This window comes from Micromonospora sp. LOL_013 (assembly GCF_048060315.1).
In the GTDB taxonomy this organism is placed as follows: domain Bacteria; phylum Actinomycetota; class Actinomycetes; order Mycobacteriales; family Micromonosporaceae; genus Micromonospora_E.
In genome coordinates, this window is record NZ_JBHMIQ010000022.1 from 19,304 (window position 1) to 33,989 (window position 14,686).

Below are 14,686 nucleotides of genomic sequence, written 5' to 3' on the forward strand. Positions count from 1 at the left end.
GCGCTGCCGGGCACCGGGGGTCAGGCGCTGCCGCGCACCACCAGTTCGGTCGGCAGGATCACTGCGGCGTGTGAGTCGCCGGCCAGGTGGCCGAGCAGCAGCCGGACCATTTCGGCGCTGATCCGCCCCAGCGGCTGGCGGATGGTGGTCAGCGGCGGCAGCGACGCGGTGGCCACCTCGGAGTCGTCGAAGCCGCCGACCGCGACGTCCTGCGGCACCCGACGGCCGGCCCGGTGCAGCGCGGCGATCGCCCCGGCGGCCATCAGGTCGGAGCTGACGAAGACGGCGTCGAGGTCGGGGGCCTGGCGCAGCAGCTGCTCCATCGCCGCCTCTCCCCCGGCCCGAGTGTAGTCGCCGGTGACCACCAGCCGGGGGTCGGTGTCGCCAAGCACGTCGTGGTAGCCGGCGAGGCACTCGACCCCACCCGGGGTGTCCAGCGGGCCGGTGATGGTGGCGATCGTCCGGTGCCCCCGGGAGCGCAAATAGGAGACCATCTGCCGGGCGCCGTCGCGGTCGTCGGCGGCGACGTAGCTGACGTCGCGTTCGTGACCGAGCGGTTTGCCGCAGACCACGAACGGCAGGCCCCGCCCCTTCAGTTCGTCGATCAGCGGGCTGCCGGCGTGGGTGGAGACCAGCAGCGCGCCGTCGACGTGGCCGGCGGTGACGTAGCGGCCGACCCGTTTGCGGTCCTCGGAGGTGCCGGCGATGGTCAGCAGCAGGGTGATGTCCCGCTCGGCCAGCGCCTGGGTGCAGCCGCGCAGCAGGGCGTTGAAGTTCGGGTCCTCGAAGAGCCGGTCCTGCGGCTCGGACAGGATGAACGCCACCGAGTCGGACCGCTGGGTGACCAGGCTGCGGGCGTGCTGGTTGACCACGTACCCGGTCTTGCGAACGGCCCGTTCGACGGCCTCGGCGGCCGGGCCGCTGACGTTGTGTCCGCCGTTGAGCCACCGTGACACGGTCCCCCGGGACACCCCGGCGACCGCGGCGACGTCGTCCATAGTGGGGCGGGCCCGCTCGGGGCGGGCCCGGTTACGCTCGGTTCCGGCCACGGTCACATTGTCTTCCTTAGGCCTTGATCGATCCGGATAGCAGGTCGATCCGCCAGTACCGCTGCAGGGAGAGGAAGAGCGCCACCAACGGAATGATCGACAACAGCGATCCGGTGATCACCAAACTGTACAGGGCCGGGGTGGTCGAACCCCGGTTCAGCAGGGTGTACAGGCCAAGGGTAACGGGAAACTTGTCGTCGTCGGCCAGCATGATGAACGGCAGCAGGAAATTGTTCCAGATCGCCACGAACTGAAAGAGGACACCGTGATCAGGCCGGGGACCATCATCGGCACCGCCACTTGGCGGAAGATCCGGAACTCGCCGGCGCCGTCGGTGGGGGCCGCCTCGATGACGGTGTCCGGCACCGCCGCCGCGTAGATCCGGGCCAGGTATATGCCGGACGGGCTGATGATGCTGGGCAGCAGGATCGACCAGTAGGTGTCGGCCGGCCCGACCTTGGCCAGCAGCAGGTACTGCGGTACGGCGAGGATCACCCCGGGCACCAGCACCCCGGCGAGCAGCGCGGTGTTGGCCACCCAGCGCCAGAACTGCCCACCCCGGTACGTCATTACCAGCGCCGGGGTGAGCAGCAGGATTTGATCCGCCAGGCGATCTGCAGCTCCGAGCAGCCGTCGATGCGGGCCGACTCGTACAGCTCCGGCGAAATGGCCCGCAGGGCGGTGAACAGCACGATCATGTTAAATTCGCCGCCACCCCTGAGCGCGATGTTGACGACCGCTTGGAAGACCGTGCCGGTGTCGAGCAGGTCGGGCTGCGGCCCGCCGAGCCAGTCGAGCATGTCGTTGAGCGGGCTGGTCACGGGCAGGTAGAGGAACCCCCAGAGCAGGCTGGCAATCACCGCCGGGACGGCGTACGGCAGGAAGATCGCGACCCGGCTGAAGCGTTGCAGGCCGCGCCGGGGGCGGTCCAGCAGCAGGGCGAACAGCAGCGCCAGGCCGAGCATCACCGGCATCAGCAGCGCGCCGTGGCCGAGGACCCGCAACGCCCCGGTCAGCAGCGTCGGGTCCGCCAGCGCGGCCCGATAGTTCGCCAGGCCGGCGAAGACCTCGCTGCGCGAGCCCCGGCCAGCCCGAGGCCGGAGACCTGCACCTTGTGCAGGCTCAGGTGGACGGCGCACCCGATGGGCAGCAGGAAGGTCAGCACGAACAGCGGCGTCACTGAACTCATTCGGCGCTCATTCGGCGATCGAGAAGCCGTCAGATGGTGACAGGGGAAAACAGCTGTGAGCGCTCACGGTGTTGGTGCCCTACGTGCTGTGTCGAAAGCCACATCGGGGCTGACTCCGCTGCTGTGGCATGTGAAATCATGTCGGTGTTGTGTTGGGAGCGCGCACAGTTTCGGAGTGTCACATGGTGCAGAGACCACCGATCCCCCGGCTGGACCGGCTGGCGTACGGCGGGGACTACAACCCCGAGCAGTGGCCGGCCGAGGTCTGGCCGCAGGACGTGGCACTGATGCGCGCGGCCGGAGTCAACCTGGTCAGCGTCGGGATCTTCTCCTGGGCGCTGCTGGAACCGGCCCCCGGCGAGTTCGACTTCGGCTGGCTGGACGAGGTGCTGGACCTGCTGCACGACGGCGGGATCGCCGTCGACCTGGCCACCCCGACCGCCGTACCGCCGGCCTGGTTGCGTCGCGCGTACCCGGACGCCCGGCTGGTCGACCGCACCGGCGCGGTGCTCGGCGGCGGCGCTCGGCAGTCGTTCTGCCCCAGCTCACCGGCGTACGCCCAGGCCGCAACCCGGATCACCGAAGCGATCGCCGCCCGGTACGCCGCCCACCCGGCGCTGGTGCTGTGGCACGTGCACAACGAGTACGGCGGCGCCAACGCCCTCTGCTACTGCACCGGCTCCACTCAGGCGTTCCGCGACTGGCTGCGGGAGCGCTACGGCGACGACCTGGCTGCGCTGAACACCGCGTGGGGCACCAGCTTCTGGGGGCAGCGCTACGGCGACTGGGCGGAGGTCGAGGCACCGACCGCCGCGCCGACCGCCGTCAACCCGGCCCAGCAGCTGGACTTCCTGCGGTTCTCCTCCGACGCACACCTGGCCAACTTCCGCCGCGAGCGCGACATCCTGCGCCGGCACACCCCCGACGTGCCGGTGACCACCAACTTCATGCTGGCAAACTGCAAGACGTTGGACTACTGGCGGTGGGCCGACGAGGTCGACGTGGTCGCCAACGACCACTACCTGCAGGCCGAGCGGGCCGAAAACGCGATCGAGCTGGCGATGTGCGCCGACCTGACCCGCTCGGTGGCCGGCGGTCGGCCGTGGCTGCTGATGGAGCACTCCACCTCGGCGGTCAACTGGCAGCCCCGCAACATTGCCAAACGCCCCGGCGAGCTGGCCCGCAACAGCCTCGCCCACCTGGCGCGCGGCGCGAGTCGGTGCTGTTCTTCCAGTGGCGGGCCGCCCGGTTCGGGGCGGAAAAGTTCCACTCGGCGATGGTGCCGCACGGCGGCACCGGCACCCGGATCTGGTGCGAGGTGGTCGCGCTCGGCACCGAGGTGCTGCCCCGCCTCGACGAGCTGCGCGGCACGACGGTGGTCGCCGACGCGGCGATCCTGTGGGACTGGCAGTCCTGGTGGGCCGTGGAGCTGGAGTGGCGTCCCTCGGTCGACCTGGACTTCCGGGAACGGGTCGAGGCCTGCTACGAGCGGCTGTGGCGCGACCGGTTGACCGTCGACTTCGCCCACCCCGAGGCTGCGTTGGACGAGTATCCGCTGGTGGTAGTGCCGAGCCTGTACCTGACCACCCCGGCGGCGGCGGAGAACCTGCGCCGCTACGTCGCCGACGGCGGGACTCTGCTGGTGTCGTACTTCTCCGGCATCGTGGACGCCACCGACACCGTCCACCCGGGCGCGTACCCGGGCGCGTTGCGGGACCTGCTCGGGTTGACCGTGGACGAGTTCCTGCCGCTGCGCGCCGACGAGTCGGTCGAGCTGGGTGAGGGCCGGACCGTGCTGGAGCAGAGCCTGGCCGGGCCGGACGGCCGGTTGACCGGTGATGTGTGGGCCGAGGCGGTGGAGCTGGCCGGGGCCGAGGCGGTGCTGCGCTACACCGACGGCCCGGCGGCCGGGGGTCCGGCGGTCACTCGGCACCGGTACGGCGCCGGCACCGCCTGGTACATCTCCACCCGCCTCGGCGCCGCCGCGCTCGCCCCGGTCATGACCCAGGTGTACGCCGACGCGGGCATCGCACCGCCGGCCGGCGTCCCCGACGGCGTGGAGCTGGTCCGCCGGACCGGGCCGGCAGCCGACTACCTGATCGCGATCAACCACTCCGCCACCGACGCCAAGGTGCCGCTCCCAGCGGAACTGCCGGGCACCGGGGCGGAGCTGATCACCGGCGCGAGCTGCGCCGGGACGGTGACGGTGCCGGCCGGACAGGTACGGGTGGTACGCCGGGGGTGACGACACCTGATGACAGGGATCGGCGGTGATGATTCTGGGAGCGCTCTCAGTACTTCATCGTTGCGACGGCTCACACCGGGCACATCACCACTCCACAGCGGACCGGTGCGGCCGTAAGCGCTCCCAGGGCTTGTCCCTGTCGAGGAGGGCGCACACCGATCCGGCGTACGCGGCAGTCGTCGACACCAGGATGTCGGACGTCATCGGCTTCGTTGCCCCATTTGCGCGACAGCGCGCGGATCGCCGACTGGCAGTCGGGCGGCGGGCGGTCAGTCGCTGGTCACCAGATCCGCCGACCGAGTTACCCGTCGGCCCAGCTGAGCGTTTACCCACCTGTCGCCTGCCTCGCGGACCAGGAACAGGAGCACCAGTGGAACTACGACGATCACGCCCGAGCCGGCAGCTGGCTCAGGTGCTCGTGGTCATGCTCGCCCTGCCGTGTGTGGCGCTCGCCGGCCGGGGTGCCTACGACGCCGGGGTCACTGGTGTCGGATACGCCCGGTCACCGGGTCAACTGGCGTCGGACCGACGTCTGCACCACGACTTCGAGAAGATCCGCCGCGAGTTCGTCGCGACCGTGCCGCCGGGCAGCCGAGTGCTCATCGATCCGCCGCTCAAGCATCTCTGGCTGCAGCGTTTCAGTGAGTTCACCGCGCTGGCCGGCGGCACCGTGGTCACCAACCGCCGGGACGCCGAATACCGGGCCAGCCTCGTCCACCGGGACACCACGGTGGGCCGCCGGTTCGACGTCGAGCTGACCGTGCTCCAGCCGACGGTGCCACAGCCGGCGGTGCTCGACTGATGTCCGCCGATCACCTGCTGACGGTCGCGCTCATCGTGGCAGCAGGGCTGCCGCTGACGTTCACGATCGTCCGGTCCATGCCCGTCGCCCTGCTGCTCGCTCCGCTCGCCACGGCGCTGGTCAGCACGGTCGCGGTAGTGCTGATGCTGGTCTTCGGCGCCAATTTCCGCAGCTGGCTGGCAACGGCCTTCATGATCACCTGGGCGGCCTGCGGCTGGTGGCTGCGCCGACCACAGCCGGCTCCACCCACCGTACCTTCGCTGGCCGGCGCACCGTGGCTGGCCGTCGGCGTCACGGCCGGTGTGCTCGCCGTACCGTTTCTTCTCGTCCTGCACCCGCCGACAAGTTGGGACGCGCACTCGATCTGGTGGCTGCACGCCGGGTACTTCACCTACGACGCAGAGATCGCCCGAGCGGCGATGGCCAGCCCCGGCTTCGCCTTCTCGCACACCGACTACCCGCCACTGGCCTCCGCACCGGTCGCCGCGGCCTGGAGCCTGTTCGGCCAGAGCTACCGGACCGCGCAGGTGGTGTCGGCCGTGACCACGTTCTCGGCGGTCGCCGCCGCCGTCGTGGCGGTCGCGACCGCGTTCACCCGGAGCCGACCCTGGCTCGCCTGGCCCGCCGGGGTCGCGGTCGGACTGGCGACCTGGGCGACCGGAGCGGAGTACGTGGCCGCCGGCTACGCCGACGCCCTGTGGTCGGCGTGTCTGGTCGGTGCCGCCGCGGCTCTGCTGCTCGGCCGCGATCCGTTCGCCCGTCCCGCTCTCGGGCTGGTGCTGCTGACCGCCGCCGTCCTCAGCAAGAACGAAGGACTGGTGGCCGGCGGCATCCTCGCCGCCCTGGTGACGGTCCGGGAACGCCGTGACCTCGGCCGGGCGCGGCTGGTCTGGCTGCCGGTCGGGTCGGGCCTGGCCTGGGTCGGGCTGTCCCGCCTGGTGGGTTCGACATCGGACATCGAGCAGGCCGAGCCGCTGGGCAGTTTGTTCGGCGACACCGCCCGCCTGACCAGCCGCCTGCCCCCCACCCTCGACGCGCTGTGGGAAACGGTCGGTCCGCTGGTGGCCGTGGCCGTCTGCTGTTCGCTGGCCGGGGCCCTGCTGGTCCGTCAGCGACGTGCCGCGCTCGGAGCCGGGTCGGACCTTTGGATCTGGCTACTCAGCTGCGGGTACGCGACGACGCTGGTGGCCACCTATGTGACCGGGCCGTCGGACGTCGACTGGTGGCTGGGCGCGTCGGCGGACCGGGTCACCGTCCCGATCGCCATGCTCGCCTGTCTGAGCGCAGTGTCGTGGCTGCTGGCAGCCGTGAGCGACCGCGACGGGCCGGTCGGTACGCCGGAGCGGTCGGGAGAGTCCGCGGCCGGTGACCACCCGCCTGCGGCTGCGGCCTACCAGGCGGCCGGTGCGTAGTCCTTCAGGAAGCAGCCGAACAGGTCCTCGCCCTGCTCGCCACGGACGATCGGGTCGTACACCCGGGCCGCGCCGTCGACCAGGTCCAGCGGCGCGTGGAAGCCCTCGTCGGCCAGCCGCGTCTTCGTCGGGTGCGGCCGTTCGTCGGTGATCCAGCCGGTGTCGACGGCGGTCATCAGGATGCCGTCGGTCAGCATCTCCCGCGCGCTGGTGCGGGTCAGCATGTTCAGCGCGGCCTTGGCCATGTTGGTGTGCGGGTGACCGGGCCCTTTGTAGCCGCGGCTGAACACTCCCTCCATCGCCGACACGTTCACCACGTACTTGCGCCGGGCAGCCGCAGCGGCCATCGCCGGTCGCAGCCGGCTGATCAGGATGAACGGGGCGACGGAGTTGCACAGCTGCACCTCCAGCAGCTCCACCGCGTCGACCTCGTGCACCCGCTGCACCCAGCTGTTCACCGGGTCGAGGTCCGGCACCAGCCCACCGGCGTCGATCGCGGTGGCCAGGGCGATCCGGTCCGGGGTGGCCGAGCCACTGGTCAACGCCAACGCGGTGAGCGCCTGCGGGGTGATCGCCGACGGCTGCGACGGTCCGGCGATCGCCGTCGCGGTGGTGCCTCGGCCACCGACCGAGGCGAAGCTGACGATCTCCGGCAGCGGCCCGTCGGGCAGTGGCGCCGACTCCGCGGCGACCAGCTGGGCGTACGCGCCGGAGCTGCGCCGGACGGTCTGCGCCGCATTGTTGATCAGGATGTCCAGCGGACCCTGCGCGGCCACCGCATCGGCGACCGCGATCACCTGGGCCGGGTCGCGCAGGTCGACGCCGACGATTCGCAGCCGGTGCAGCCACTGGTCGCTGTCGTCCATGGCGGCGAACCGGCGGGCGGCGTCCTGCGGGAACCGGGTGGTGATCGTGGTGTGCGCGCCGTCGCGCAGCAGCCGCAGCGCGATGTACATGCCGATCTTGGCCCGGCCGCCGGTGAGCAGCGCCCGGCGGCCGGTCAGGTCGGTACGGGCGACACGGCGCTCGTGGTTGAGCTTGGCGCACGGCGGGCAGAGCTGGTGGTAGAACGCGTCCACCTCCCGATAGCGCTCCTTGCAGATGTAGCAGGCGCGGGGCTGGCGCAGGATGCCGGCGGTGGCGCCGACGGTCGACGACACCAGCGGGACGCCTTTGGTCTCGTCGTCGATGCGCCCAGGTGCCCCGGTGGCGGTCGCGGCGGTGACGGCCCGGTCGGCGGAGAGGACGGCGTCGCGTCGCTCGGCCCGCCGCTGGCGCTTCACCGACTTGTACAGCTTCGCGGTGGCCCGCTGCACCCGTACCACGTCCGGATGGTCGGACGGCAGCGCCGACAGCGCCTCGATGACGTCGAGGCAGACCGCCAGCTGCGCCGGGTCGACCCCGGCCGCAGCCGGCTCACCAAGCGGCCGTACGTCGTCCACCGTCATTGGATTCCTTCCGTGGATACTCCGGCGTTGCGGCCGGGAAGCAACCGGAACTTCTGCGGAGCAGGGCAGGGAGAGCCGGTCCGCCACCAAGGTGGACCGGCGTGCACCCCACACGCGACCTCACGGCTCACGACCGAATCGTTAGACTGTGGACTGCGTCCAGGACCGTGAAGCGGGCGTTCAGATACCGCTTCCACCCCACCCCCGGGCAGGCCGCCGAGCTCGCCCGGAGGTTCGGTTGCGTCCGGCTGGTCTACAACATGGCGCTGGCCGCCCGCACCGAGGCGTGGGCCCCGCGTCGGCAACGGGTCACCTACAACGCCACGTCGGCGATGCTCACCGCGTGGAAGAAGACCGACGACCTCGCGTTCCTCAACGACGTCTCCTGCGTCCCTCTGCAGCAGGCGCTGCGGCACCTGCAGACCGCGTCCACCAACCTCTGGGCGAAACGCGCCCGGTACCCGACGTTCAAATCGCCCTGCGACGACCGGATCGAGCCGGCCCCGGCGTCGGGTGCTGTGGTGGGGGTCGATGCCGGCCTCGACAGCCTGTTCACCCTGTCCAGCGGGGAGAAGATCCCCAACCCGAGGCACGAACGCCGCGACCGCGATCGGCTGGCCCGCGCCCAGCGGAACCTCGCATGCAAGGCCAGAGGCTCCGCGAACCGGGCCAAGGCCCGGCTGACGGTGGCCCGGATTCATGCCCGGATCGCCGACCGCCGCCGCGACCACCTGCACAACTCACCACCCGGCTCGTTCGTGAAACCCAAACGATCGTGATCGAGGACGACTGGTACGGCCGGGACCTGGTGGTCGTGGACCGCTGGTTCCCGTCGACCCGACGGTCCTCGGGCTACGGCGAACTGGCTGAACCCCTGCCGTTGGCCGTCCGGTCGTGGACCTGCCGGTGCGGGCAGGCCCACGACCGGGACATCAACGCGGCCCGCAGCATCCTCACGGAGGGGCTCTCCGTGATCGCCTGTGGAGGCGGTGTAAGACCTCACCGGGAGTCCTCCTCTCGAACGGGGCGGTCGGCGACGAAAGAGGAACCCCCCTGGAGCGTCACCGATGCGACCTGAAACTCTACGCACCGGGCCGCGTGAGCCGCGAGAGCGTTGCGCCGGGAGACAGCGGCGTTGCGCACATCAAGGAACCACTGTCGCCGGCGAAACCGGCCATTGACGACGCTCTGTGACCCAGCTCACTCAAGGTGAAGAACCATCGTGGGGGCGCGGATCGTCTTGCCTGTTGTGGGACGGAGCTTGGACGCACTCGACGAGGGTGAGCTGCTGCGCCGCATCACCCGGGGCGATCGGCGGGCCTTCGACGAACTGTACCGTCGGACGTCGCCCTGGTTGACCGCGCGGCTACGCCGCAGGTGCGCCGACGACGACATGGTCGCCGAGGTACTGCAGGACACCTACCTGGCGGTATGGCGCTCGGCCGGCAGCCAGGCTCAGGACGCGGCGAAGGGCAGTGCGGTCGGCTGGCTGTGGACCATCGCCGCCCGCCGGCTGGTCGACGCGTTCCGCGCCCGCGCCCGCCGGGAACGGGTCCCGGCGGTGCAGACCGCCGCCACCGTCGCCCCAGCCGCTGAGGACGAGGCACTGGCCGGCCGAATGAACGCCGACCTGGAACAGGCGCTGCTGGCCCTGCCAGCCAACCTGCGGCAGGTACTGCGCGCCATGGTCCTCGACGGTCTGACCACCCGGGAGACGTCGGTGCTGCTCGGCATGCCGGAAGGAACCGTGAAGACGTACGCGCGACGGGCCCGGATCGCGCTACGGGAGGCATTGTCATGACCACCCACCCCACCCCCACCCTCATCTCCCGCTACGCGTCCGGTGACCCTCGGATCGACGAGGCGACCGTCTGGGCAGTCGAAGCCCACCTGGAGTCCTGCGCACCCTGCCGGATGCAGCTGTCCGACAGCGTCGGCCCGGCCGACCGGCAACTGCTCGACCGGGTGGCGGTCGGCGTCGCGGCCGGGATCGAGGCCGGCCCGGCACCGGTACGCCGTCGCCGGTTGCGGCGTTCCGGGTTCGCCGCACGGATCCTCCCCTGGCTGGCCACCGCCGGCGCGTTGATGCTGATCGCGGTTCTGTTCGAGACGACCTTCGCCAGTCTGCCCTCACTGGTGCTGCTGGTCGCTCCGGTGACTCCACTGCTGCCGGTGGCTGCGGCGTGGAGTCGCCGCACCGACCCGGCCTGGGAGTTGATGGCGACGATGCCCCGGACCGGGCTGCCGTTGCTGCTGCGCCGCACCCTCGCGGTACTGACCGTGGTCGTGCCGGTACTCGCGGCGGCCGGCTGGTCGACCGGGCAGTCCCCCGCGCTGTGGCTGCTGCCCGGTCTGGCCTTCACCGCCGGCGCACTCGCGTTGGGCGGGCTGGTCGGGGTGGACCGGGCCGCACTCGGGTTGACGGTCGTCTGGGCGGTCGGGGTGATCCTGCCCAGCCTGGTCGGTCAGCAGCTCCCGGTCATCCTGAGGTCCGGCAGCTGGCCCGGCTGGGCGCTGGCCACCGTGGCGTTGGTGGCCGTGACGGCGGTGCGGGCAGGCGACCACAACCGGCTGTACCTCGGCCGGATCTCGTCCGACCGGTCCTGACTCCACCCGCCGACCGGGCCGTACGCACGTGCGGCCGATCGGTTCCATTTCCCACCTGGCGGTGATCTGCCAGGTACCAAGAGTGTCCACTCAAGGAGAGATTCATGATTCGTGCGGTCAGCGCGGCAGAGACCGCACCCTCCACGTACGCGTGGGCGGTGCACACCGAGCGCCTGGTCGTTCGGGCCGGCCGGCACCTTGCCGTCAACGGGCTGGACCTGGCGCTGGGCACCGGCGTACACGGCCTACTCGGCCCGAACGGCGCCGGAAAGACGACCCTGATACGGGCCCTCGCCACGGTGCTGAAGCCGGCCGGTGGCCGGCTGGCCCTGCTCGGCGAGGACGTGACCGGCCGGGCCGATCTGCGCCGAGTCCGCCAGCGCCTGGGTTACCTGCCACAGCATTTCGGCTTCTATCCGCGCTTCACGGTACGGGAGTTCGTCGAGTACATGGCCTGGCTCAAAGAGATGCCGAAGGCCACCGTTCCCGGTGCCGTGCAGCGCGCCGTCGACCGGGTCGGTCTGACCAGCCGGGCCGACTCAAAGTTGAAGACGCTCTCCGGTGGAATGCTGCGCCGGGCCGGAATTGCCCAGGCGATCGTCAACGATCCGGAGGTGCTGCTGCTCGACGAGCCGACCGTCGGCCTGGATCCGGAGCAGCGGCTGGACTTCCGGGAGCTGCTGCGCGAGGTCGGCTCGGACAGCTGCGTGCTGGTCTCCACCCACCTGGTCGAGGACGTCGCCGCGGCCTGCACCGATGTGGTGCTGGTCAACGAGGGCCAGTTGGTCTGGCAGGGCACCCCGGCGCAGCTGGCCGAGCAGGGCAGCGCCGGCGACGCCGGGGACAGCGCCACCGAACGTGGCTACTCGGCGCTGCTGCGCGCGTACCGGGGGAAGGTCCCGGCATGACCGGGCGGATCATGCGGACCGAGGTACGCCGGTCGGCGGTACCCGCCCTCGCCGGACTGCTCGTGGTGGTCGGCGCGTCCGTCACCCTCGCCTCCACCCAGTCCTTCGCCGGCCGGTGGACGCAGCTGGCGATGTACGGACGTGGTTCGCTGCTGCTGTTGTTCCCGCTGGCCCTGGCTGGCGGCGCGTGGCTGGGCCGGCGTGACCGGCAGCACCGGGTCGGCGAGTTGTTCGCCACCACCGTACGGCCGCGCTGGCGACGGACCCTACCGCTCACCGTCGGGTACGCCGCCGCCATGATCGCGGTGTACCTACTGGTCCTCGCCATCGGGACGTTCTGGGTGGCGCCGACGGCCGGTTACTTCCCCGGTACCGTCCTCGGCATCACCGCGGTCGGCGCGCTGGCGATGGTCGCCGCCAGCTGGTTGGGCCTGGCCGCCGGCCGGGCCGTGCCCTGGATCGTCACCGCGCCGGTCCTCGCAGTCGTCGGGTTCGCCGTGGTCGGTCTGATCCCGGACTTCGTCACGATGTCCAACCTCGACGAAAACTTCGTCAAGACCCGGCCGGACCCGTCGGCGTTGCTGCTCATCCCGGCGGCGCCCAACGAAATCGACAATTTCCAGACCATCCCGACCTCGGTCAGTTTGCTGCAGGCGATGTGGTTGACGGCGCTCGCCGGCACCGCGCTGCTGCTGATCGGCGCGGTGCGCCGTGGTGTGCTCGCCCTGGCGGTGCTGCCCACCGTCCTCGGTGCCGCCGTGGCGATCCCGCTGCTGCCCACCAACGGATACACCGGGGCGGCTGTCGTCGACCCCGCCGCCGTCGAGCTGGTCTGCGACGACGACGGCCCGCAGGTGTGTGTCCGCAGGGTGCACGCGGCGGTGCTGCCCGACGTCGTCGGACCGGTCCGGGAGACGCTCGCGGCGCTGGGGGCCAAGCTGCCGGATCCGCCTACGCGTGCGGTGGAGAGCGACCAGCTGGCCGCCTGGGCCGCACCCGAGCAGACGGCGGTCCGCAACGACTCAGACGTGCTGGTCTTCGATACCCCGGACATCAGCCGGACGGGCCGGGCCGATCTGTCCAGCGGGTACTTTCAGGCGGAGTTGCTGCGGTCCGCGTGGTCACAGGAGTGCGAGAGCGACGAGCCTTACCTGGTGTTCAAGCCGGCCCCGTACCTGGCTCAGGAGGTTGCGGTGGCCTGGTTGGTCGGCGAGCCGCCGCAACCGCAGAGCTGGTGGTCTCCGGAGGACCGGCAGCTGGCCGACGCGTCGTACCGGGCGCTGACGGGTCTGCCGGTCGAGCAGCAGCGACAGGTCGTCGGGCAGGCCCGCGACGCGGCTCTCGACTGCGACTTCGACCGGATCGAGGAGCTGTTGCTGGCAGGTGACCAATGAGGTGGCTGAGCCTGCACCTACGCGCCCGTCGAGTGCCGATGGCCGCCGCCGTCGTCGTCGGTGTCATCGCGCTGACCTGGGTCAGCTGGCCGGTCTTCTCCGACGGACAGACCATCAACACCCGGATGATCAGTGTCACCGTGATGCTCGCGGTCGTCGCGATCGGCACCACGCTCAGCGGCGCCGACGACGCCCTCGACCACACCGCGTCGGTCAGCTGGCCGACCCGCCGGGCCGCACATCTGCTGCTCTTCGCCGCCGCGGTGATCGGGCTGCTGCTGGTCACCACGCTCACCGACGCCCGGTTCGAGCCGCTCGGTGTCGTCGCCCGCAACACTGCCGGGCTGCTCGGGCTCACCGCACTCGGTGCCGCGCTGCTCGGTGCCGCGCTGTCCTGGATCGCTCCGCTGGTCTGGACCATCGTCGCGATCATGCCGTGGATGGGGCCCAGTGGACAGTTGCGGATGCAGCTCGGTGCGTGGCTGATCCAGCCGGCCGGGACCTCCGCCGCCACGGTCTGCGCGACACTGCTGGCGGTGGCCGGGCTGGTGGCGTATACGGTACGTGGCTGCCCGCTGCGGCCTGCGGCGGAGACGGTGCCGCACAACTGAGTGGCGACTGACCGGCGGCGGTTTCCCGCCGCCGGTCAGCGGTGGCCGGACAGCAGCCGCGAGTTGTACCGCTCGGTCGCCCGCAGCGCCAGGACCGGGCCGGCCACCAGATATGCCACCCAGGTCATCGGCAGGGTGATCAAGCCGATGACGATGAACGTGAGCAGGACGTTGATCCAGAAGAACACCCAGAACGAAACCATCAGTACGATGCCGGTGGCCATCTTGCCGGCGTAGATGTTGCCGATCCCGAAGATGCCGAACAGGCCGGGCACCAGTTCCAGGGCGACCGCCGCGCCGGCCGACTTCGGCACCGCGGGGCCGGGGACGGAGGCGTAGCCGCCCGGTTGGTACGGCTGCCCCGAGGTGGGCATCGGCTGCTGCGGCCCCGACTGGTATGGGTTGGGGTAGGTCACCGGCTCAGTCTCCCAGCTCCAATGGAGATCAGCACCGTACGTTCGGTCGTCCGCCGCCGGTCTTCCGTCGCTGCTCAGTGGCCGGCCGGTGGCCGGTCCACCGGGCCGTCAGCGGATCGAGATCAGCCGGATCGCAGTACGCAGCAGCACGACGGCGGCGCCGGCGACCATGACCATCCCGATACCGGGCATCAGCTGCCCCCAGCTGCCGGTGGTCGAGCTGAGGTAGATCAGCCGGGCAGCCTGCCAGCCGATGATGACGGCGACCGCCAGCCCGGGTAGCAGGGCGTGTGCGACGGCCACCTTGCGGTACGGCAGCAGCGCGCCGGCTACGGCGATGAATCCGGCGGACAGCGTCCACAGGCCGGGTCCGGCGGTGCCGGAGAGCGGCCCGAAAGGTGTGATCACCCAGGGGAGCAGCGAGCCGACCAGCGCGAGCAGACCGCCGATGATCATGCCGAGGCTGCCGGCGTGCAGGATGCGCCGACGGGCGGGGGCGGCGGTGGATGCGGTGTCAGCCATGACCGGATGCTAGGCCGGGATCCCTGGTGTGCCCCAGCCGGCAATCGGTGAGTGGTCGAGCGGGGCCGCTGGACGGCCAGATA

At 71.0% G+C, this 14,686-nt stretch carries 16 protein-coding genes and 1 pseudogene; 11 read left to right on the forward strand and 6 right to left on the reverse strand.

Annotated features, from left to right (window positions below):
• Positions 1-20 precede the first annotated feature (20 nt).
• From ACFHWS_RS16165 to ACFHWS_RS16175, 3 genes are all read right to left on the reverse strand, one after another.
• Positions 21-1,049: a LacI family DNA-binding transcriptional regulator gene (locus ACFHWS_RS16165; protein ID WP_416568460.1), complete on the reverse strand. Its 1,029-nt coding sequence runs from the start codon at positions 1,047-1,049 to the stop codon at positions 21-23.
• Positions 1,050-1,205: 156 nt separating this feature from the next.
• Positions 1,206-1,619 (reverse strand): ABC transporter permease subunit, encoded by a 414-nt coding sequence (locus ACFHWS_RS16170; RefSeq protein ID WP_416568461.1) that lies wholly within the window; start codon positions 1,617-1,619, stop codon positions 1,206-1,208.
• Complete coding sequence (locus ACFHWS_RS16175) at positions 1,619-2,188, reverse strand: carbohydrate ABC transporter permease (protein ID WP_416568462.1); 570 nt, start codon at positions 2,186-2,188, stop codon at positions 1,619-1,621. The genes ACFHWS_RS16170 and ACFHWS_RS16175 overlap by 1 nt, the downstream gene beginning before the upstream one ends.
• 337 nt (positions 2,189-2,525) lie before the next feature.
• On the opposite strand from ACFHWS_RS16175, the pseudogene ACFHWS_RS16180 reads away from it, so the two are divergent.
• The 4 genes and pseudogenes from ACFHWS_RS16180 to ACFHWS_RS16195 all read left to right on the forward strand — a co-directional run.
• Positions 2,526-3,520, forward strand: a pseudogene (locus ACFHWS_RS16180) (beta-galactosidase); the annotation flags it as partial.
• 141 nt (positions 3,521-3,661) lie between these two features.
• Positions 3,662-4,483: a beta-galactosidase gene (locus tag ACFHWS_RS16185; RefSeq protein ID WP_416568497.1), complete on the forward strand. Its 822-nt coding sequence runs from the start codon at positions 3,662-3,664 to the stop codon at positions 4,481-4,483.
• Between the two features lie 370 nt (positions 4,484-4,853).
• Positions 4,854-5,285, forward strand: coding sequence for a hypothetical protein (locus ACFHWS_RS16190; protein ID WP_416553011.1), 432 nt, complete (start codon positions 4,854-4,856; stop codon positions 5,283-5,285).
• Entirely contained in the window at positions 5,285-6,697 is a 1,413-nt protein-coding gene (locus ACFHWS_RS16195) for a hypothetical protein (protein ID WP_416553013.1), read from the forward strand. Before ACFHWS_RS16190 ends, ACFHWS_RS16195 begins: the two co-directional genes overlap by 1 nt.
• Here the strand turns inward: ACFHWS_RS16195 and ACFHWS_RS16200 are convergent.
• Complete coding sequence (locus ACFHWS_RS16200; protein WP_416553015.1) at positions 6,676-8,145, reverse strand: SDR family NAD(P)-dependent oxidoreductase; 1,470 nt, start codon at positions 8,143-8,145, stop codon at positions 6,676-6,678. The genes ACFHWS_RS16195 and ACFHWS_RS16200 overlap by 22 nt on opposite strands.
• A gap of 167 nt (positions 8,146-8,312) precedes the next feature.
• On the opposite strand from ACFHWS_RS16200, the gene ACFHWS_RS16205 reads away from it, so the two are divergent.
• From ACFHWS_RS16205 to ACFHWS_RS16235, 7 genes are all read left to right on the forward strand, one after another.
• Positions 8,313-8,924 carry an RNA-guided endonuclease InsQ/TnpB family protein gene (locus ACFHWS_RS16205; protein ID WP_416553017.1) on the forward strand — a complete coding sequence of 204 codons (612 nt, stop codon included), beginning with the start codon at positions 8,313-8,315 and terminating at the stop codon, positions 8,922-8,924.
• Positions 8,921-9,223 (forward strand): zinc ribbon domain-containing protein, encoded by a 303-nt coding sequence (locus ACFHWS_RS16210; RefSeq protein ID WP_416553019.1) that lies wholly within the window; start codon positions 8,921-8,923, stop codon positions 9,221-9,223. Before ACFHWS_RS16205 ends, ACFHWS_RS16210 begins: the two co-directional genes overlap by 4 nt.
• Before the next feature lie 183 nt (positions 9,224-9,406).
• Positions 9,407-9,946: an RNA polymerase sigma factor gene (locus ACFHWS_RS16215; protein WP_416553021.1), complete on the forward strand. Its 540-nt coding sequence runs from the start codon at positions 9,407-9,409 to the stop codon at positions 9,944-9,946.
• Positions 9,943-10,752, forward strand: a complete 810-nt coding sequence (locus ACFHWS_RS16220; protein WP_416553023.1) for a zf-HC2 domain-containing protein — start codon at positions 9,943-9,945, stop codon at positions 10,750-10,752. The genes ACFHWS_RS16215 and ACFHWS_RS16220 overlap by 4 nt, the downstream gene beginning before the upstream one ends.
• Before the next feature lie 104 nt (positions 10,753-10,856).
• Complete coding sequence (locus ACFHWS_RS16225; RefSeq protein WP_416568463.1) at positions 10,857-11,660, forward strand: ABC transporter ATP-binding protein; 804 nt, start codon at positions 10,857-10,859, stop codon at positions 11,658-11,660.
• Positions 11,657-13,054, forward strand: a complete 1,398-nt coding sequence (locus ACFHWS_RS16230; protein WP_416568464.1) for a hypothetical protein — start codon at positions 11,657-11,659, stop codon at positions 13,052-13,054. The genes ACFHWS_RS16225 and ACFHWS_RS16230 overlap by 4 nt, the downstream gene beginning before the upstream one ends.
• Positions 13,051-13,665: a hypothetical protein gene (locus ACFHWS_RS16235; protein WP_416553029.1), complete on the forward strand. Its 615-nt coding sequence runs from the start codon at positions 13,051-13,053 to the stop codon at positions 13,663-13,665. The genes ACFHWS_RS16230 and ACFHWS_RS16235 overlap by 4 nt, the downstream gene beginning before the upstream one ends.
• Before the next feature lie 35 nt (positions 13,666-13,700).
• Here ACFHWS_RS16235 and ACFHWS_RS16240 read toward each other — a convergent pair whose 3' ends face one another.
• Together ACFHWS_RS16240 and ACFHWS_RS16245 are read right to left on the reverse strand one after the other, a co-directional pair.
• Positions 13,701-14,081, reverse strand: coding sequence for a hypothetical protein (locus tag ACFHWS_RS16240; RefSeq protein ID WP_416553031.1), 381 nt, complete (start codon positions 14,079-14,081; stop codon positions 13,701-13,703).
• Positions 14,082-14,189: 108 nt separating this feature from the next.
• A complete protein-coding gene (locus tag ACFHWS_RS16245; RefSeq protein ID WP_416568465.1) occupies positions 14,190-14,603 on the reverse strand; it encodes a hypothetical protein in 414 nt (137 codons plus the stop codon).
• Positions 14,604-14,686: the final 83 nt, after the last annotated feature.

What these genes read in the sequence shown, in the direction of transcription:
- ACFHWS_RS16170 (WP_416568461.1), bottom strand. Translation starts at nt 1,619, where the DNA reads ATGACGTACCGGGGTGGGCAGTTCTGGCGCTGGGTGGCCAACACCGCG.
- ACFHWS_RS16195 (WP_416553013.1), top strand. Translation starts at nt 5,285, where the DNA reads ATGTCCGCCGATCACCTGCTGACGGTCGCGCTCATCGTGGCAGCAGGG.
- ACFHWS_RS16200 (WP_416553015.1), bottom strand. Translation starts at nt 8,145, where the DNA reads ATGACGGTGGACGACGTACGGCCGCTTGGTGAGCCGGCTGCGGCCGGG.
- ACFHWS_RS16220 (WP_416553023.1), top strand. Translation starts at nt 9,943, where the DNA reads ATGACCACCCACCCCACCCCCACCCTCATCTCCCGCTACGCGTCCGGT.
- ACFHWS_RS16225 (WP_416568463.1), top strand. Translation starts at nt 10,857, where the DNA reads ATGATTCGTGCGGTCAGCGCGGCAGAGACCGCACCCTCCACGTACGCG.
- ACFHWS_RS16230 (WP_416568464.1), top strand. Translation starts at nt 11,657, where the DNA reads ATGACCGGGCGGATCATGCGGACCGAGGTACGCCGGTCGGCGGTACCC.
- ACFHWS_RS16235 (WP_416553029.1), top strand. Translation starts at nt 13,051, where the DNA reads ATGAGGTGGCTGAGCCTGCACCTACGCGCCCGTCGAGTGCCGATGGCC.
- ACFHWS_RS16245 (WP_416568465.1), bottom strand. Translation starts at nt 14,603, where the DNA reads ATGGCTGACACCGCATCCACCGCCGCCCCCGCCCGTCGGCGCATCCTG.